This is a genomic window from Sphingomonas arenae, from assembly GCF_016924655.1.
Taxonomy (GTDB): domain Bacteria; phylum Pseudomonadota; class Alphaproteobacteria; order Sphingomonadales; family Sphingomonadaceae; genus Sphingomicrobium; species Sphingomicrobium arenae.
Map to the genome: position 1 here is coordinate 574,273 of NZ_JAFFJU010000002.1, position 16,887 is coordinate 591,159.

Genomic DNA, 16,887 nt, shown 5'->3' on the forward strand with positions numbered 1-16,887 from the left:
GATTGCGGACCGCATGAAGGCGATCGTGATCGGTGCTTCGGGCGGGATCGGGAAGGCACTTGCCGACGCCCTGGAAGCGCGCGGGGGGGAGGTGCAGCGGCTGTCCCGCAGCGCAGGCACGATCGATCTGGAGCAGCCGGCAAGCATTGCAGCCGCCGCGGAGCGTCTTCGTGCCTCCGGCCCCTTCGATCGCATCGTCGTGGCGACGGGCCTGCTGCATGATGGCTCCCAACAACCAGAGCGAAGCCTTCGCGATCTGCACGCCGGCTCGCTCGCCCGAAGCTTTGCGGTGAATGCAATCGGCCCTGCCCTCGTGGCGCGCCATTTCCTTCCGCTGCTGCCACCCCTCGGGCGCTCCGTCTTCGCGGCCTTGTCGGCGCGGGTCGGGAGCATCTCGGACAATCGGCTGGGTGGCTGGTACGGATACCGGGCGTCCAAGGCGGCGCTGAACCAGTTGATGCGGACTGCCTCCATCGAGCTCGCCCGGTCCCGCCCCGATGCGATCTGCGTGACGCTGCACCCCGGTACAGTGGACACCCGGATGAGCGCTCCATTCCAGCGCGGGGTTGCGCCGGAGAAGCTGTTCACGCCTGCCACCTCCGCCGGCCACCTGCTCGACGTCATCGAAAAGCTCGGACCCGAGGACAATGGTGGCTGCTTCGATTGGGCCGGAAAGACCATTCCGTTCTGACTTGTGTTGCGCCGCAGCACCATTAGATTGCAGCCATGTCAGTCCAACAACGTTTCGGTGCCATGGACAGTGTTCCGGCAGCACCTCCAGTGGTCAGTGCTCGCTTCGGTATCGGGGACGTGGTGCGCCACCGGCTGCTCGATTTCCGGGGCGTGGTGTTCGACGTGGACCCGGTCTTCGCGAACACGGAGGAATGGTACGAGGCCATTCCGGTGGAGATCCGCCCGTCCAAGGACCAGCCCTTCTACCACCTGCTCGCCGAGAATGCGGAGTCGAGCTACGTGGCCTATGTGTCCCAGCAGAACCTGGTGCGGGACGACGATGAGGATCCGATCGACCATCCGGCCATCGACGGCCTGTTCGATCACTTCGAACCCGGACGCTATCACCTGCGGCGCGAACACCGCCACTAGGGGTCCGTCTCCGGTTGACACCTGCCGCCCCCTCCCTTAGGCGGCACGCTTTCCGCGCGCGGACCCCTGGTCCGGGCGCAAGCCGGCGCGGAAACGAGAGATTCTAGAGCAAAGAGAAGAGCCAATGTTCGCAATCGTGCGCACGGGCGGCAAGCAATATCGTGTTGCCCCGGGAGACAAGATCGTCGTCGAAAAGCTGGACGGCAATGCCGGCGACAGCGTCACCCTCTCGGACGTCCTGCTGGCCGGCGACGGCTCGGACCTGAAGGGCACCGATGGGCTGACGGTGGCGGCCGAGATCGTCGCCCAGGCCAAGGGCGAGAAGGTCGTGGTGTTCAAGAAGCGCCGCCGCCACAATTATCGTCGCAAGAAGGGCCATCGCCAGCAGCACACGATCCTGAGGATCGTGTCGATCGGCGGCGAGCAGGCCACGTCGGGTGGCGACGCGGCCGCGGCCAAGCCGAAGAAGGCCAAGGCCGCGAAGGCGGAGAGCGCTCCGGCTCCGGCGGCGGATGAAGCGACCAGCTTTGAGGGCGTGGCTCCGGCCGATGCGGGCACCACCGCGACGCACGAAGCGGACACCTCGACTCAGAATGCTGCGCCTGCTAAGGGCAAGGGCAAGAAGGCTGCTGCGGCGGCCACTCAGACCGAAGAGTAATCGACGATGGCACATAAGAAGGCAGGCGGCTCGTCGCGTAACGGCCGTGATTCGGAATCGAAGCGCCTTGGCGTGAAGAAGTTCGGCGGCGAGACGGTTCGCGGCGGAAACATTATCGTGCGTCAGCGCGGCACGCGCTGGTACCCGGGCGACAACGTCGGCCTGGGCAAAGACCATACCCTTTTTGCGCTTTGTGACGGCCGCGTGGAGTTCCGCGACGGCCGACAGGGCCGCAAGTTCGTGCATGTCGCAGCGATTATGCCGACCACCGCGGAAGCAGCTGAATAGGGACCGGTCGCTAAAGGGCCGTCCCAGGAGGGGGCAGCCCAACCGAGGTCCGAAATGGGTTTCGAAAGGGAGAAGAGGGAAGCCCCCTCTTCTCCCTTTCTTTTTCTTCTCCCGAAACTGTCACGGAGGGCCTCTAGCGGGCTCTCGAGCGAGGGAGAGTACCAATGTTCGCACGTACCGAGCGGCTGCTGCTCCGGCCCGGCTGGGCTGAGGATGCACCGGCACTTGCTCAGGCGATTGCCGACGAGGCGATCGTGCGAAACCTTGCGACCGCGCCATGGCCTTACGGCCTGAAGGACGCGGAAGCCTTTCTCTCCATGCCGAAGGATCCGGCTCTGCCGACCTTCCTGCTGTTCAAGCGCACTGCTGCGGAACCCGAACTCGTGGGAGCATGCGGGCTGGCGCGGCGGCCATCCGGTGCGGTGGAACTCGGCTACTGGATCGCGCGGGCGCATTGGGGGCACGGCTATGCGACGGAAGCCGGGCGCCACCTCATCGAAATCGCGCGCACGCTCGGCCTGACGCGGCTCGAGGGCTCGCACTTCATCGACAATCCCGCGAGCGGCCGGGTGCTGGAGAAGCTCGGCTTCGTCCCGACCGGCCTCACGGCTCCCAGGATGAGCTGCGCCCGGGGAGCGCAGGCGATGACGAAGCTCTTCAGGCTGAGCCTGATCGAGCGGCGGGAGCGCTCGGAGGCACTGGCGGCCTGATCGTCAGACCGCCGTGCGCACTCGCTTGGCTGGCGGCTCCTGCCGGTAATCGTAGGTCGCGTCCCACCCGCGGATCAGCGCGCGGTCGTCCTCGTTCCACGGGTGGAACCCCGGCAGAAAATACTTGAGCCACGCCGCTGCGACCTTCCGGAACATGCCGGGCGAGCCCCACATGGCCCAGAGCAGCCTGGCGAAAACCCGCTTGCCGGTCAGCCCGTCCTGCCGCAGCAGCTCCAGTGCCCCCTGCGTCCGATGCTCGACGAAGTTGCGTGTGACCAGCAGCATGATGATCGACTTGACCTTCCACCGCTTCCACCGCGACCAATCCTTGGTCGCCGCGAGCCAGGTGTCATAAGCGACGCCCTTGTGCTCGATCTCCTCGACGGCATGCCAGCGCCACAGGTCGGCGCTGGCCTGATCCGCACCGGCCAGGTGCTTGGGGTTGGCGAGCAGTTCGTGCGCGATGATCGCGGTGAAATGCTCCAGCGCCATGGTCGAGGCGAGGTCCAGGACCTTGGGCCGGCCCTCGAGCAGCTTGAGGCTCTCGTCGACGGTCCGCTCCAGCGGGGTCAGGTCGTAGCCGGCTTCGACGGCACGCTTGTTGAACTCGGTGTGCTCACGGCTGTGTATGACCTCCTGCGTGGTGAAGGCCTTGATCTCTCCCTCGAGCACCGGGTCCGCGCGATCCCGAAACGCGCGGACCGATTCGATGAAATAGGCCTCGCCCTTGGGGAAGGTCGCCGACAGGGCATTGAAGATCGCGGTCTGGTACGGATCGCCGCCCAGCCACCAGCGGGCTGTCTTCTCACCGCGCCCGAACCGGCGGTCGCGCGGCGTGATCGTCAGGTCCGCGGGCGTCGGCGTGCTACGCTGAAGACTTGCAACGGCCATCTGTGTCCTCCAACCCTGACAGGCGCGGCACTATCATCGGTATTGCTTACAACAATGTCAATAAAACTGCTCGGACGCAAAAGAGTTTCACCGCAGGAGAGCCGCGCCGCGGCGCTCGGAGCGGCGCGCGAGCTGTTGAAGACCGATGGTGCCGCTGCGGTCACCCTGCAGTCCGTAGCCAAGAGGATCGGGCGGACTCACGCCAACCTGCTCCATCACTTCGGATCCGCGGCGGGCCTGCAGCGGGCGCTGGCGGAGGACATCGCGCAAACGGTGGCAGCCTCGATCGAAGGCGCGATCGAAAAGCGGCGCCTCGGCCAGGCGACCGAACGGGACGTCATCGACGCCATGTTCGACGCGTTCCGCCGTGAAGGCGCTGGCGAGCTGATCGGCTGGATCGCATTGACCCGCCAGCGTGAGGCGCTCGAGCCGGTGATCCAGACCATCGATCGGATCGTCCGCCTGATGAAGGCGGCAGGCGACGAACGACCCGTGGACCGCATGACGCTCGGGCTGACCCTGCTCGCCATCGGGGACAGTCTCGTCGGGCAGGAGGTCGCGCGCGCCTGCGCCCTGCCCCGCGAAACCGTCCGCCAGGTCGCGGTCACCCAGATCGAAGCACTGGCCGGCGAATCGCTCAGGGATTAGTTTGCAGCGACGCGCTGTGCGTCGCGCTTGCTTCCACCCTGATCGACCGTGAGGTGCGAAACCGCCCCATCCTTTTCGTGGAAGGTGACCCGCGCATCGACACCTTCAAGCCGGAACTCGGTCGCACTCGTTGGAACGATCGGGATCGAGTTCTGAGAACCGAGCTTGACGGTTAGCCGCCCATCGGTGCCGAAGGCCACCAGCAGCGGCGCAGGCCCGAACTGGTAATTTCCGGCATACCGCTCCAGCGTCGCCCGCGGCACCTCCACGGCGGCAGCTTCCGCCGGGATCGGTCCAGTCCAGGCGGACACTTCGGGCGTCTTTGCGCCATTCTGGTAGAAGGTCATCACCGGCTTGCCCGATGCGTCCCGGGCAGCCGTGAACCAAGTGAGGCTGTTTGCATAGAAGAAGCGCCCCTGCCCCGCCGGAATCGCCTCGAGGTCGGAGCCCCCCGTTCGCCGGGTGAAGAGCTTTCCATCGCGCAGGAACACGCTCCGCTCACCTTCCGCCAGCTTGTACATTCCGACCAAGGGCTCGAGCTCAGCGGTGGGAACCTCGACCCGCGCGAAGCTGGGGTACGGGTCATTGATCGCCAGGGCTGCCAGTTTCACCGCTGTCATGTCAGGCGAGCTGCGCGGCTCGTCGCTATTGGCGAAAACGGCGACGAACACATCCTCGTCTGGAACATAAAGGCTTGCGGTCGAGAAGCCGAAGATGCCGCCACCATGGCCGATCGACCGGCGACCCCGCACGTCCCCGTTCGACAGACCATAGGCGTAATCGACCTCTTTCCCGTCCGAGAGCCGGGTGCGGGCGATCATCTGCTGATAGGTCTCGCTCTTGACCACCTTGCCGCCGTGCAGCGCCTTGGCCCACTTGGCCAGGTCCCCAACGCTGCCCACCAGCGCGCCGGCGGCATGTGGAACGCTCATGTGGATCGGCCGAGCGGGCGCGACCTTTCCGTCACGATCCGTGTAGCCCGCGGCCATCTGGCTGATGCCCGGCTCATCCAAACCGTGGCGTATCGTCGTGAGACCGAGCGGCTTGGTGATGCGGTCGGCAACCGCCACGTACCAGGGCTTGCCGCTGACCTTCTCGATGATCGCGCCGAGCAGGACGTAGCCGGAATTGTTGTACGAAAAGCGGGTGCCGGCGGGGAACTCGTCCGGCTTCTCACGGAATTCCGCGATAAGGCTATCCGTCGTGACTGCTGTCGCGGGCTTGTCGCTCGACATCCAGCCGGGGATGCCCGTGTAACTCTGGATACCCGACGTATGATTGAGCAATTGCGCGACCGTCGCGGCGGCACCCGGTTTTGGATAGTCCGGCAGGAATTTCGAAAGCGGGTCCGAAAGGGACAGCTTGCCCTCTTCGACCAGCTGCAGAATCACTGCCGCCGTGAACTGCTTGGTGATGGAGCCGAGCCGGAACACCGTGTCAGGGGTGATCGGCCGCCTCGTATCGACATTGGCGAGACCGCGGCCGGCAGAATAGGCAATCTTGCCATCGTCCATGACGATGACGGCGGCACCGGGCGCGTCAGCCGGGAAGCTGTTCGCCAGAAGCGCATCCGCTTTCGCCTTGAAGCCCGCTGGAACGGCCGCCGCCGGTACGGACCAGATCAACGCCAGCGGCAGGACAGCCGCACCCCAACGCATTGTCATTCGACTCTTCTCCCTCTGCGCTGTCTTACGTGACTAACACAGAGGGAGAGGTCAAGCCCCATGCGCTTAGAGAGTGGCGTGAACCGTGGCGACCGCCTGCATGATGGCTGCGACACGGGCCGCAGCCTGGATGGTCTCCGCCTTCACGCCATGCTGCTGGAGCACACGCTCATGGCTGTCGATGCACATGCCGCAGCCGTTCATCGCGCTCACGGCGAGGCTGAACAGCTCGAAGTCGTCCTTCTCGATGCCCGGATTGCCGATCACGTTCATGCGCAGCCGCGCGGGCAGCTTGCCGTATTCCGGGTTCGAGGCGAGGTGGACGAAGCGGTAGTAGACGTTGTTCATCGCCATGACCGCAGCGGCCGCGCGCGCCGCGTTGGCGGCTTCCGGCGATAGCTTGGGCGCACAGTCCGCTTCGGCAGCGGCGACCAGCGGCCGGTAGCCGGAGCCATGCGCGCAGGCGAGCAGAAGGCCCCACTTTCGCTGGTCACCAAGGGTCTGGTCGTTGAGCATGGAGCCGAGGTTCAGCCGCAGGTCCTTGGCATAGTCCGGAAGCGTGTCGGCGAATTCCTTGAGGGAAGACATGGTCTCTCCTGACGAAAACGCCCGCGGGATGAACGCGGGCGCTTGCTTGTTGATGAAGTCGGAAGGGGTCCCGCAGGGGGTACGAGACCCCTTCCTCCCACTCCATAGGGGTCTGGAGGGGAACTGGTGGGTGTGGCTCAGGCCGCGGGCTTCAGCACCTCGTCACCGGCCGTCCAGTTGCACGGGCACAGCTCGTCGGTCTGCAGAGCGTCGAGCACCCGAAGAGCTTCCTGCGGGTTGCGGCCGACGTTGAGGCCGTTGACCGTGACGTGCTGGATGACGTTGTCCGGATCGATGATGAAGGTCGCGCGGAACGCGACATGCTCGTTGCGGTCGAGGATGCCGAGCGCTTCGGCGAGCTGCTTGCCGTTGTCCGCAATCCACGGGAAGTCGCAGGCAGCCAGCTGTTCGTCCGACTTGCGCCAGGCGAAGTGCACGTGCGCGGTGTCGGTCGAAGCGCCGATCAGGTCGGCGTCGCGGTCGGCGAAGTCGTTCTTCAGCTCGCCATAACCGACGATCTCGGTCGGGCAGACGAAGGTGAAGTCCTTCGGCCAGTAGAACAGGATCTTCCAGCGGCCATTGGTCTGGCCCAAGTCAATCGTCTCCCCGGCGGGGAGCGCGGACGTGCCCTGCTGCACGGGAAGAACGAGGCTGGGGATCTTGTCACCGACGGTAAGCATTACTGCGCTCCTGTTTGTAAGAAAAACGGCGTCCCGCGAGTGCGAACGCCGTGTGTGCGATGCAGCATGTAGAGGCTGGCGCTCAGCGTTCAAGCCGATTAATCCGATAAGCTTCATCGGATGGATCAATGACTGTCTACCTACCCACGTTGAAGCAACTTCAATATCTGGTCGCCCTGCACGACCACGGGCACTTCGGCCGTGCCGCGGAGAGTTGCTTCATCACGCAGTCGACCCTCTCGGCCTCGCTGAGAGAGCTCGAGACCCTGCTCGGCGCGAGGCTCGTCGAACGGACGCGACGGGTGGTCCGTTTCACGCCTCTCGGGCTGCGGATCGTGGCGAAGGCGCGACGTGTGCTGCACGAATCGGAGGAGCTGGCGGACATGGCCCGAGCCGAGCGCGCTCCGCTAACCGGCGAACTGCGCATGGGGGTCATTCCGACCATTGCTCCATTCCTGCTCCCCTCGCTACTGCCGCAACTGCGCGCCGAGTGGCCGAGCCTGAAGCTCTACTTGCGCGAAGAAACCAGCCAGGCCGCTTGCGACTCCTTGCAGCGGGGCCAGCTCGACTGCGTGCTGCTGGCGATGCCGTATGCGTGCGGTGACGTGGATACGGAGGAGCTGTTCGACGATGAGCTGCTTGTCGCCTTTCCGGCGAGCGAAGAGCCGCTGAAGGCCCGGGTAGAACCGGAGGATATCGCCACGGGACGGTTGCTGCTGCTGGAAGATGGGCACTGCCTCAAGGACCATGCGCTGTCCGCCTGCAACCGCCCGGAACTGCGCGCATCGGCGATGATGATGGGCACGTCGCTGCACACTTTGGTGCAGATGGTCGACAATGGTCTTGGAGTCACCATGGTCCCGAAGATGGCGGTGGACGCCGGACTGCTCGCCGGAACGGGCGTAACGGTGAAGCCCCTCCAGGCTGATCATGCGCTTCGGCGCATCGCGCTCATCTGGCGGCGAGGCAGTCCAAGAGCGGAAGAGTTCCGGCTGCTGGGCGACGCGCTTCGGCGACACCACGCGGCGCTCAATCCAGCCCGAGCATCCAGCGTGCCAGCTCGACTGGCCTGACCTGCGCCCCCGGGAGAGCGCGGGTCAGCTCGAGCCGGTGAGCCATGATCCATTGGAGACACTCGGACCGGGTTCCGAACGGCACTGCGTGATCCCGCGTCGGCCGCAGGGTCTGGTCGTCAACCAGGAACCGGGCGCCACGCCGGCAGCCCGGCGCTCCTTCCCAGTTCCTCGTCGGAGCCGTCACCGCGGGCACCCACCAGGTGCGCCGCGGATCGAGGCCGTCCGTGTTCACACGCCAGTCGCCACGTCGCGCGACACCTTGCGGTCCGGCAGCAGGTCGAAGCGGTCCGCGTTCATCACCTTGGTCCAAGCCTTGATGAAGTCGCGCACGAACTTCTCTTCGTTGCCGCGCTCGGCGTAGACCTCTGCCGTGGCGCGCAGTTGCGAGTTGGACCCGAAGATAAGGTCGGTGCGGGTCGCCCGCCACTTCTCCTGCCGCCCCTTGCGCGCATAGCCGATGAACTCCTCATCACTCGATGCGTCGACCAGATCCCAGAAGGTATCGTTGTCGAGCAGGTTGACGAAGAAGTCGTTGGTCAGCTGCCCCTTGCGGTGGGTGAACACGCCCTCCGGCTTGTCCCCGTGGTTCGCTCCGAGCACCCGCAGACCACCGAGAAGCACCGTCATCTCCGGTGCGGACAGGCCGAGCAGCGACGCCTTGTCGAGCAGCAACTCTTCCGTCTTCACCGGCTGGCGAGTCTTCAGGTAGTTACGGAAGCCATCCGCCTGCGGCTCCATCCAGCGGAAGCTCTCGACGTCGGTCCATTCCTGTGTCGCGTCGCCGCGGCCGCCATGGAACGGCACCTCGACGTTGAAGCCAGCGTCACGCGCCGCCTTCTCGACCGCAGCCGACCCGGCGAGAACGATGGCGTCGGCGAGACTCATGGAGCCGCGCAGCTCGTTGAGCTTGTCGAGGACGATCTTCAGCTGCTCCGGCTCGTTGACGTCCCAGTCTTTCTGCGGAGCAAGTGCAATACGGGCGCCGTTCGCACCGCCGCGATGGTCGGACTTCCGGTAGGTCGAAGCGGACGCCCATGCCGTCTTGACGAGCTGGGACACGGTCAGCCCGCTCGCGAGCACCTTCTCCTTGAACGCGCTGACCTCCGCGTCCGAGGGCAGCGTTCCGGCGGGAACCGGGTCTTGCCAGATCAGATCTTCTTGAGGAACTTCCGGCCCCAGGTAGCGGATTTTCGGACCCATGTCGCGGTGCGTCAGCTTGAACCAGGCCCGCGCAAACGCGTCGTCCAGCGCCGCCTGATCGTCCTTGAAGCGCAGCGAGATCTCACGGAACTCCGGGTCCATCTTCAGCGCCATGTCCGCCGTAGTCATCATGGTCGGCACGCGCTTGTTGGGATCGCGGGCGTCGGGCGCCAAATCCTCCGGATCGGGGTTGATCGGCTGCCACTGCTTGGCGCCCGCGGGGCTCTCGACCAGTTCATAGTCGTACTTGAACAGCAGCCGAAAATAATCGCCGCCCCATTTCGTGGGGTTGTTGGACCAACTGCCCTCGATGCCTGAGGTCGTGATGTGGCCCTTACCAATCTCCTCCACGTCGGTCAGCCAGCCGAAGCCCTGCCGGTGAATCTCCTCTGACGCAGGGTCTTTCCCGAACGTGTCCGCGGGCTTCGCGCCATGCGCCTTGCCGAATGCGTGACCGCCGGCGGTCAGCGCCACCGTCTCCTCGCTGTTCATCGCCATGCGCAGGAAGGTCGCCTTCATGTCGCGCGCGGACTGAAGCGGGTCGGGATTGCCGCCCGGTCCCTCGGGATTGACGTAGATGAGGCCCATCTGAATGGCGGCCAGCGGTCCCTCCAGTTCGGGCAGCTCCTCCGTGATGCGCGTCTGGGCGCCTTGGTTGACCCAGATTTCCTCGGCGCCCCAGAAGGTGTCGCCTTCTGACTGGTAGACGTCCTTGCGGCCGCCGGCGAAGCCGAACACCGGCCCGCCCATGCTCTCGATCGCGACGTTGCCGGCGAGGATGAACAGGTCGGCCCAGCTGATGTGCTTGCCGTACTTCTGCTTGATGGGCCACAGCAGGCGCCGCGCCTTGTCGAGGTTGCCGTTGTCCGGCCAGCTGTTGAGCGGTTCGAACCTTTGCTGACCCGAATTCGCTCCGCCCCGGCCGTCGGTCACGCGATAGGTCCCTGCGGCATGCCAAGCCATGCGGATCATGAAGGGACCATAGTGGCCGTAATCCGCAGGCCACCATTCCTTGCTGTCGGTCATCAGCGCCGTGAGGTCGGCTTTCAGCGCCTGATAATCGAGCTGTCTGAATGCCTCGGCATAATCGTAATCGGCGCCCATGGGGTCGGGCGAGACGCCATGCTGATGGAGGATGTCGATCGGCAGGGCGTCAGGCCACCAGTCCTTGTTCTGCCGGCCAAGCAGAGAGCGGGCCTTGACCTCACCCCGCATCGGGCAGCCGCCGAGATCGCCAGTCTTCGCATCCATGACCTTGAGCCTCCTGTCAGAATCCTCGGGCAGACTAGGCCAGGTAATCGGCGAGCGAAAACGATTAAGCTTCGTTGATGTGACAAAGGAAATCGATAAGTTGTGCAGGTCAGTCCATGTGCCGGATGCCCACCCGCAGATAGTCCCACCCTGTGATCAGAGTCAGCAGCGCCGCCGCCCAGAGGCTGACCAGTCCAACCTGGTGCACCCACTCTTGCGCCGGCACCGCACCGGCCAGGATCAGCGCTCCGAGCGCCACGAGCTGGAGGGTGGTCTTCCACTTGGCCAGCTTGCTGACCGGTACCGAGACATGCAGCGGCGCCAGGAACTCGCGCAGGCCGGACACAATCATCTCACGCAGGAGGATGACCAGTGCGGGGATGATGTGGAGCCCGTGGATGATCGGCTCGCCGCTGTCGCGCCGCGAGGAGACCAGCATGATGATGACGGCAGCCACCATGATCTTGTCGGCGATGGGGTCGAGGAACTGACCCAGGCGGCTGATCTGGCCCTGGGCGCGGGCGAGATAGCCGTCAAAATAGTCCGTGATGCCGACGATGCAGTAGAGGACGAAGGTGATCGCATAGTCCACCGGAGTCGGCTTCCACAGCAGGAACACGAGGATCGGCACCGCGAGGATGCGCGACAGGGTCAGGAGGTTCGGGAGCGTCAGCATTCGCGAACGCTCTTAGCGGCCTTTGCTCCACTTCGGGAGCCCTGCCACCACGCCGCTATTGTGCTCCCCGGCAAGTCCCGCCAAGACGCGCGAACCCTTCAATGGCTCGGGAAATTGGCGATGCGTCTGATGCTTGCGGTGGCTCTGGGAACAAGCATTCTTTTCTCTGTGCCCGCCGCCGCTCAGCGCCCGGTGCAGTTCGCCGCCACCGCTCCGGCCGGTTCCGACCTGGTCCTGCCGCTCCGCAACGCGGATCACCTCGGCCATGCCGCGGCTGTACTGGACGACGGCAGTCGTGAGGCGGTGCGCCGGGCACTCGCATCCGCGGACTTCGATTTCGAGCGGGGCTCGACCCTTTCGCTTCGGGGGATCGGCCCATGGGCGCGCATCTTGGTCATGGGTATGGGGCAGCCGCCGTTCGAGCCGAAGGTGTTGCAAGACCTCGGCGGCACGATCGCGCAGGAGACCAAGGGATCGCGGGAGCCGGTCGCCGTTCTTCTCCAGACGATTCCGAGCGCGGGCCCACAGGCTGGGCTGCACGTCGCCACCGGCGCGATGCTGGGAGGCTACAGTTTCGACCGCTACAAGTCCGCCGATCCCAAGCGCCCGGCGGGAGCAGAGGCGCCGCTCGTCATCCTGGGCTCCGACGCAGCGACCGCGCAGCGCTACCAGCGCGAGGGCGCCGCACTCGCCGAAGGCACGAACTTCGCCCGCGACCTGATCCGGGAACCGGCGAACGTGCTCTATCCGGAGGTCTTCGTCGAGCGGACGCGACAGGCGTTTGCAGGCGTGCGCGGTGCCTCGATCGAAGTGCTCGACGTACCCGCCATGGAGCGGCTCGGGATGGGCGCAATCTTGAGCGTGGGGAAAGGATCCGCGCGACCGCCGCGCATGCTGATCGTGCGCTATCGGGGCACCGGGAACAACCCTCTCGTCGGACTCGCGGGCAAGGGTATCACCTTCGACTCCGGCGGCATCTCGCTCAAGCCTGGGAGCGGCATGTGGGCCATGAAGGGCGACATGGCCGGCGCTGCCGCCGTGGTCGGCACGGTGCTTAGCCTTGCGAAATCGCAAGCTCCCGTGAACGTGATCGGTGTGGCAGCACTGGCGGAGAACATGCCGAGCGGGAGCGCAAGCCGGCCGGGCGACGTGGTCCGCGCCTACAACGGCAAGACGATCGAGATCCTCAACACTGACGCGGAAGGCCGGTTGGTCCTGGCCGATGCGGTCGCTTACCTCGAGCGGCAGTTTCGTCCGGCCGCGATCGTCGATATCGCGACCCTGACCGGTGCGGTGTCGACGGCCCTTGGTGATGAATATGCCGGCCTGTTCAGCCGCCATGAAGGGCTTGCGGCCCAGCTTTCCGCCGCGGGCACCGCAACGGGCGAGGAGCTGTGGCGGCTTCCGCTTCATCCCAACTATGCGAAGGACATGAAGTCGGACATCGCCGACCTCCAGAACGTCGTGGAGGGCGGCGCTCCCGGGGCAGGGTTTGGTGCGCACTTCATCGGTGAGTTCGTGGCCAGCACGCCATGGGCTCACCTCGACATCGCGAGCGTCGATAACCGCAGTTCGGCGCTTCCGACGGTGCCGGAAGGTCTGTCGGGATTCGGCGTGAGGCTGCTCGACCGGTTCGTTCGTGACTTCCGGCCAGGTGCGTCCAACCCCTCTCTCACCGCGGGCAACTGAGCTCCCGACACCCGATGCAGGACAGCCTCCACCTTCTCCGGACGCGGCGATTCCTGCCGATTTTCGTGACCCAGTTCCTGGGTGCGTTCAACGACAACCTATTCCGCACGGCCATGGTGATGCTGGTGATTTACGGCATCTACCGCGACCCGCAGCAGGAGGCGGCGTTCAGCGCGGTAGCTGGCGGACTGTTCATCCTGCCGTTCTTCATCCTCTCGGCCGTCGCTGGACAATTGGCGGATGCGACCGACAAGGCGCGGATCGTGCGACTGGTGAAGACGGCCGAGATCGTCATCATGCTGTTCGGGGCAGCGGGTCTCCTCCTCCACAACGTTCCCCTCCTGCTTCTCGCCTTGTGCGCCATGGGCGTGCATTCGACCTTCTTCGGTCCGATCAAATACGCGATCCTGCCGCAGCACCTGCGCGACGACGAAGTCCTGGGAGGAACGGGCCTGGTTGAGGCCGGCACCTACATCGGCATCCTGGTCGGAACGCTGCTTGGTGGAGTGCTGGTGCTGCAGAATCTGGACGGCAGCTATCATGCCGAATGGGGCGCAGTCGGCGTTCTTGCGGTGGCGGTGCTGGGCTGGATCAGCGGCCGGTTCGTCCCGCCCGCGCCGCCGGAACATGACGCACCGGACGCGAGAATCGACTGGCACATCCTCCGTGCCTCGATCAGGCTGGTCAGCGCCACGCTGCACATTCCCCGCCTGTTCCTGGCGATTGTCGCGATCAGCTTCTTCTGGGCCATGGGCGCCGTTCTTGCCGCGCAGTTCCCGCCGCTCGTGAAGAATGCGCTCGGCTCGAACCAGGAGGTGGCGACCCTGTTCCTGGCGATCTTCTCGGTGGGAGTGGCGATTGGCTCCGTGGCCGTGAACCGATTGCTCAAGGGCTCGGTCTCGGCCCGCTATTCACCCGTTTCTGCCCTTGGGATGGGTCTGTTCGTGCTGGACCTGTTCCGCAGGGTGAAGGTCTGGCCGAACGTGGAAGGCGCCCCGTTGCGAGACCTCCAGGCGTTCCTTGCGGAGCCGCACGGCTATTGGATCGTGGCCGACCTGCTCGGCGTCGCCATCGCCGGGGGTATGTTTGTCGTTCCGCTCTACGCCTTCCTGACCACCACCGTGCCCAAGTCGCAGACGGCGCGGACCATTGCCGCCAACAATATCGTCAATGCGGGCTTCATGGTGGCAGCGACGGGCCTGCTCACCCTTGCCATCCTGGCCGGAGTCACCGTGGCGGACAGCCTGTTGATCGTGGCAGGATCAAGCCTGCTCTCCGCATGGCTAGGCTGGCGGCTGCACAAGGCCTGCGATTAGGTGGTCACGCCAAAAAAAGGCTGACGAACAGGAAGCCGGCGGCGAAGGTCGTGGCAAACAGTCGAAGATCATCGTTCAGCCCCGACGCCCGAAGCAGCTCCGCACGCGCCTCCGAACGGACTCGCCGGACGAGGGAGGAGTGAGTGAACGACAGGACTGCGGCACGGCTCATGGGACAACCTTAACGCGGTTTTTACCATGGCTGCAACGCGCTCAGCCGACGTCGGCTGCGGGCGTCCCGTCGCGGGACGGTTCGTCAGCTAGCGGCGCGGAGTCGCGGTGGCGAAGTCGGAGCTTCCAGTGGTCCAGCGAGGTTGCGGGTGAGCAGTTCGGCTGTTCGATCTGCGCTCGTGGCCTTTCCGAAATACCATCCCTGGCCGCGACGTGCTCCAAGGGCAAGGACAGCGGCGTGGGTGGGGGCGTCCTCGATTCCCTCCACCATCACGGGAACGCCGATGGCGGAACCCAAGGTCGTGACCGCCCGAACGATCGCCGCGCTCTGACGCTCCGCCATGAGCGTGGTGACGAAGCTTCGATCCAGCTTGATCATGTCGAGTGGCAGGGAGCGCAGCTGCGAAAGGGACGAAAAGCCCGTTCCGAAATCGTCCAACGCGAGACTGATGCCGTGTCCCTTGAGGGCGGCGGCGATCGAGCGTGCAAGTTCCAGATCCGCGAACAGAGAACTTTCGGTGATCTCCACGATCAGCCGCTCCGCCGGGAAGCCCGCCTCCTCGAGCAGTCGCACGATCTTCTGGGTCAGGCAGGGATCACTCAACTGCGTAGGCGAGATGTTCACGGAAATCGTCAGCTTCGCGTCCCAATCTCGTGCCGCGGCAAGAGCTGCGCCGATGACCTTTTCCGAGAGAAGGCCGATGAGCCCGATGTCCTCGGCGACCGGGATAAACACATCGGGACGGATCATCCCACGGGTCGGATGCTGCCACCGGGCGAGGACTTCAAAGCCGATGATCTCTCCGCTGCGGAGATCGACCTGGGGTTCGAAGAAGGGAACGAACTGGTCGTGCTCGAGACCCAAGCGGAGAGCATGCTCCAGTTCGCTTCGGGCGATCAGCGCCTGCTCCATGCTGGCGTCGAACCAGACCGGCCGCGCCGAGCGAGCACTGCGGGCACGCTCCAGGGCGATGTCCGCTCGGCGAAGCAGGTCCGCAGGGCGGCTGTCCGACGCGGCAGGCTGCACCGCTATTCCGAGGAACGCGCCGACCTGTGCCAAAGTCCCGTCGATGTCGTAGCTGCGACCCAGAATACGGAGCAGCGCTTCTCCGGCCTGCTCCACCCGCTCGCGATTGTCGCAGTCGCAGGCGACTGCGACCGCGAACTCGTCACCGCTCAGCCGCGCGATGACGGCATCTGCCGGAAGTTCCTGCCGGATGTGGGAGGCAAGGCGCCTCAGCAACTCGTCCCCAACATCGTAGCCATGCCGGTCGTTCACCGCCTTGAAGCGCTGCAATTGCACCGACAGAATGGCAACATGACGCCCCGCTGTGCTGATCTCTGCGTTCAGCTGCTGCAGCCCGTCAGCAAACCCTTTGCGATTGGCGAGACCGGTGAGGCTGTCCGTAGAAGCCATGATGGCGGCACGGCGCTCTCCATCCGCCCTCAGCTCCGCTTCATGCTGAAGGTCCACGTAACGGCGCCATCCGAAGAGGATCAGGGCGACGTTGAGGATCAGGGCAGTCGCCGCAACCTTCATGCTGGTGCCGAAGCTGGCGCTGCGGCCCTCGGTTGCGATCTGCAGAAGCGAGCCGCCGTTCCAGATCAGCAGCATCACGGCGGACACGAGGATCAGGACGACGAGAAGATCCCGCCGCGCAGCTTCTGTCCGACTGTTCGCGGAGATGAGGGTACGCACGATCAGAGCCACGCGCACAGCTTAAGCGTGTGTCGTTAACAAATCGCTCCGCTTCGGAGTGTTCGGATGCGGTGTGCCCGGAAATCCGCCATCTCCCTGAAGGCGCCGGTCTGGTGCGGACGGCGGGACTCGAACCCGCACGCCCAAGGGGCAGAAGATTTTAAGTCTCCAGCGTCTACCGGTTCCGCCACGTCCGCACCGCTCCCTCTTCGGGATGCGATGCAGGTCGGTCAAGCGAAGTTGGCCGCTGCCGGCCGAACGGCCGCCCTTATTCTGCGGTGACCTCGCCCAGGTTCAGTCGCTCCCGCATTTCCTTGCCGGGCTTGAAATAAGGCACGCGCTTGGCGTCGACGTCCACGCTCTCGCCGGTCCGGGGATTTCGGCCGACGCGAGCATCGCGTTGACGCGTAGAGAAGGCGCCAAAGCCACGGAGTTCTACCCGCCCGCCGCTGGCCAGCTGCTCGGTGATGGAATCGAACAAGGCCGACACTACGCCCTCGACCTCACGTTGGGTGAGGTCGGGAAAGTCGCCGCAGAGCTTCTGAACCAGTTCCGACCGGATCATTCGTTTGTCCCCG

Annotated in this window: 17 protein-coding genes, 1 tRNA gene and 1 pseudogene; 9 read left to right on the plus strand and 10 right to left on the minus strand. The window is 65.1% G+C overall.

Annotated features, from left to right (window positions below; genetic code table 11):
- Positions 1-13: 13 nt before the first annotated feature.
- The 5 genes and pseudogenes from JT720_RS08870 (at position 14) to JT720_RS08890 (ending at position 2,760) form a co-directional block, all read left to right on the plus strand.
- Positions 14-691 carry an SDR family NAD(P)-dependent oxidoreductase gene (locus tag JT720_RS08870; RefSeq protein ID WP_205480878.1) on the plus strand — a complete coding sequence of 226 codons (678 nt, stop codon included), beginning with the start codon at positions 14-16 and terminating at the stop codon, positions 689-691.
- A gap of 62 nt (positions 692-753) precedes the next feature.
- Positions 754-1,104: a heat shock protein HspQ gene (gene hspQ / locus JT720_RS08875; protein ID WP_237219826.1), complete on the plus strand. Its 351-nt coding sequence runs from the start codon at positions 754-756 to the stop codon at positions 1,102-1,104.
- A gap of 124 nt (positions 1,105-1,228) precedes the next feature.
- Positions 1,229-1,624 (plus strand): annotated as a pseudogene (gene rplU, locus JT720_RS08880) (50S ribosomal protein L21); the annotation flags it as partial.
- Positions 1,625-1,768: 144 nt separating this feature from the next.
- A complete protein-coding gene (gene rpmA, locus JT720_RS08885) occupies positions 1,769-2,050 on the plus strand; it encodes a 50S ribosomal protein L27 (RefSeq protein WP_205480884.1) in 282 nt (93 codons plus the stop codon).
- Between the two features lie 164 nt (positions 2,051-2,214).
- A complete protein-coding gene (locus JT720_RS08890) occupies positions 2,215-2,760 on the plus strand; it encodes a GNAT family N-acetyltransferase (protein WP_205480886.1) in 546 nt (181 codons plus the stop codon).
- Positions 2,761-2,763: 3 nt separating this feature from the next.
- Here the strand turns inward: JT720_RS08890 and JT720_RS08895 are convergent, their stop codons facing one another.
- On the minus strand, positions 2,764-3,651 hold the full coding sequence (locus JT720_RS08895) for a metal-dependent hydrolase (RefSeq protein ID WP_205480887.1): 888 nt from the start codon (positions 3,649-3,651) through the stop codon (positions 2,764-2,766).
- 54 nt (positions 3,652-3,705) lie between these two features.
- Here JT720_RS08895 and JT720_RS08900 point away from each other — a divergent pair, with 54 nt between their 5' ends.
- Complete coding sequence (locus JT720_RS08900) at positions 3,706-4,299, plus strand: TetR/AcrR family transcriptional regulator (RefSeq protein WP_237219825.1); 594 nt, start codon at positions 3,706-3,708, stop codon at positions 4,297-4,299.
- On the opposite strand, the gene JT720_RS08905 is transcribed toward JT720_RS08900, so the two are convergent.
- The 3 genes from JT720_RS08905 to JT720_RS08915 form a co-directional block, all read right to left on the minus strand.
- Complete coding sequence (locus JT720_RS08905) at positions 4,296-5,963, minus strand: serine hydrolase domain-containing protein (protein ID WP_205480888.1); 1,668 nt, start codon at positions 5,961-5,963, stop codon at positions 4,296-4,298. The two genes, JT720_RS08900 and JT720_RS08905, sit on opposite strands and share 4 nt — an antisense overlap.
- 66 nt (positions 5,964-6,029) lie before the next feature.
- Positions 6,030-6,551 (minus strand): alkylhydroperoxidase, AhpD family, encoded by a 522-nt coding sequence (gene ahpD / locus JT720_RS08910; RefSeq protein WP_192586945.1) that lies wholly within the window; start codon positions 6,549-6,551, stop codon positions 6,030-6,032.
- A gap of 137 nt (positions 6,552-6,688) precedes the next feature.
- Complete coding sequence (locus tag JT720_RS08915) at positions 6,689-7,231, minus strand: peroxiredoxin (RefSeq protein WP_205480889.1); 543 nt, start codon at positions 7,229-7,231, stop codon at positions 6,689-6,691.
- A gap of 128 nt (positions 7,232-7,359) precedes the next feature.
- Between JT720_RS08915 and JT720_RS08920 the strand changes: the two genes are divergently transcribed.
- Positions 7,360-8,304 (plus strand): hydrogen peroxide-inducible genes activator, encoded by a 945-nt coding sequence (locus tag JT720_RS08920; RefSeq protein WP_205480890.1) that lies wholly within the window; start codon positions 7,360-7,362, stop codon positions 8,302-8,304.
- 231 nt (positions 8,305-8,535) lie between these two features.
- Here JT720_RS08920 and katG read toward each other — a convergent pair whose 3' ends face one another.
- Together katG and pgsA are read right to left on the minus strand one after the other, a co-directional pair.
- Entirely contained in the window at positions 8,536-10,758 is a 2,223-nt protein-coding gene (gene katG, locus JT720_RS08925; protein WP_205480891.1) for a catalase/peroxidase HPI, read from the minus strand.
- Between the two features lie 109 nt (positions 10,759-10,867).
- Entirely contained in the window at positions 10,868-11,434 is a 567-nt protein-coding gene (gene pgsA, locus JT720_RS08930; RefSeq protein ID WP_205480892.1) for a CDP-diacylglycerol--glycerol-3-phosphate 3-phosphatidyltransferase, read from the minus strand.
- A 168-nt stretch (positions 11,435-11,602) separates the two neighbouring features.
- Here pgsA and JT720_RS08935 point away from each other — a divergent pair, with 168 nt between their 5' ends.
- Positions 11,603-13,123: a leucyl aminopeptidase gene (locus JT720_RS08935; RefSeq protein WP_205480893.1), complete on the plus strand. Its 1,521-nt coding sequence runs from the start codon at positions 11,603-11,605 to the stop codon at positions 13,121-13,123.
- A gap of 14 nt (positions 13,124-13,137) precedes the next feature.
- Positions 13,138-14,439 carry an MFS transporter gene (locus tag JT720_RS08940; RefSeq protein ID WP_205480894.1) on the plus strand — a complete coding sequence of 434 codons (1,302 nt, stop codon included), beginning with the start codon at positions 13,138-13,140 and terminating at the stop codon, positions 14,437-14,439.
- 4 nt (positions 14,440-14,443) lie between these two features.
- Here the strand turns inward: JT720_RS08940 and JT720_RS08945 are convergent, their stop codons facing one another.
- The 4 genes from JT720_RS08945 to JT720_RS08960 form a co-directional block, all read right to left on the minus strand.
- Positions 14,444-14,611 (minus strand): hypothetical protein, encoded by a 168-nt coding sequence (locus JT720_RS08945; RefSeq protein ID WP_205480896.1) that lies wholly within the window; start codon positions 14,609-14,611, stop codon positions 14,444-14,446.
- An 84-nt stretch (positions 14,612-14,695) separates the two neighbouring features.
- Entirely contained in the window at positions 14,696-16,309 is a 1,614-nt protein-coding gene (locus tag JT720_RS08950) for an EAL domain-containing protein (RefSeq protein WP_205480897.1), read from the minus strand.
- Between the two features lie 111 nt (positions 16,310-16,420).
- Positions 16,421-16,506 (minus strand) — tRNA-Leu (locus JT720_RS08955).
- A 71-nt stretch (positions 16,507-16,577) separates the two neighbouring features.
- Positions 16,578-16,874, minus strand: a complete 297-nt coding sequence (locus JT720_RS08960; protein WP_205480899.1) for an integration host factor subunit beta — start codon at positions 16,872-16,874, stop codon at positions 16,578-16,580.
- Positions 16,875-16,887 lie beyond the last annotated feature (13 nt).

Bases quoted from the DNA above. Each gene is read 5' to 3' on its own strand.
- JT720_RS08960 (WP_205480899.1), bottom strand. From the start codon at position 16,874: ATGATCCGGTCGGAACTGGTTCAGAAGCTCTGCGGCGACTTTCCCGAC.
- JT720_RS08940 (WP_205480894.1), top strand. From the start codon at position 13,138: ATGCAGGACAGCCTCCACCTTCTCCGGACGCGGCGATTCCTGCCGATT.
- JT720_RS08895 (WP_205480887.1), bottom strand. From the start codon at position 3,651: ATGGCCGTTGCAAGTCTTCAGCGTAGCACGCCGACGCCCGCGGACCTG.
- JT720_RS08905 (WP_205480888.1), bottom strand. From the start codon at position 5,963: ATGACAATGCGTTGGGGTGCGGCTGTCCTGCCGCTGGCGTTGATCTGG.
- JT720_RS08945 (WP_205480896.1), bottom strand. From the start codon at position 14,611: ATGAGCCGTGCCGCAGTCCTGTCGTTCACTCACTCCTCCCTCGTCCGG.
- JT720_RS08915 (WP_205480889.1), bottom strand. From the start codon at position 7,231: ATGCTTACCGTCGGTGACAAGATCCCCAGCCTCGTTCTTCCCGTGCAG.
- JT720_RS08870 (WP_205480878.1), top strand. From the start codon at position 14: ATGAAGGCGATCGTGATCGGTGCTTCGGGCGGGATCGGGAAGGCACTT.
- JT720_RS08900 (WP_237219825.1), top strand. From the start codon at position 3,706: ATGTCAATAAAACTGCTCGGACGCAAAAGAGTTTCACCGCAGGAGAGC.
- JT720_RS08920 (WP_205480890.1), top strand. From the start codon at position 7,360: ATGACTGTCTACCTACCCACGTTGAAGCAACTTCAATATCTGGTCGCC.
- hspQ (WP_237219826.1), top strand. From the start codon at position 754: ATGGACAGTGTTCCGGCAGCACCTCCAGTGGTCAGTGCTCGCTTCGGT.
- JT720_RS08890 (WP_205480886.1), top strand. From the start codon at position 2,215: ATGTTCGCACGTACCGAGCGGCTGCTGCTCCGGCCCGGCTGGGCTGAG.
- katG (WP_205480891.1), bottom strand. From the start codon at position 10,758: ATGGATGCGAAGACTGGCGATCTCGGCGGCTGCCCGATGCGGGGTGAG.
- pgsA (WP_205480892.1), bottom strand. From the start codon at position 11,434: ATGCTGACGCTCCCGAACCTCCTGACCCTGTCGCGCATCCTCGCGGTG.
- ahpD (WP_192586945.1), bottom strand. From the start codon at position 6,551: ATGTCTTCCCTCAAGGAATTCGCCGACACGCTTCCGGACTATGCCAAG.
- rpmA (WP_205480884.1), top strand. From the start codon at position 1,769: ATGGCACATAAGAAGGCAGGCGGCTCGTCGCGTAACGGCCGTGATTCG.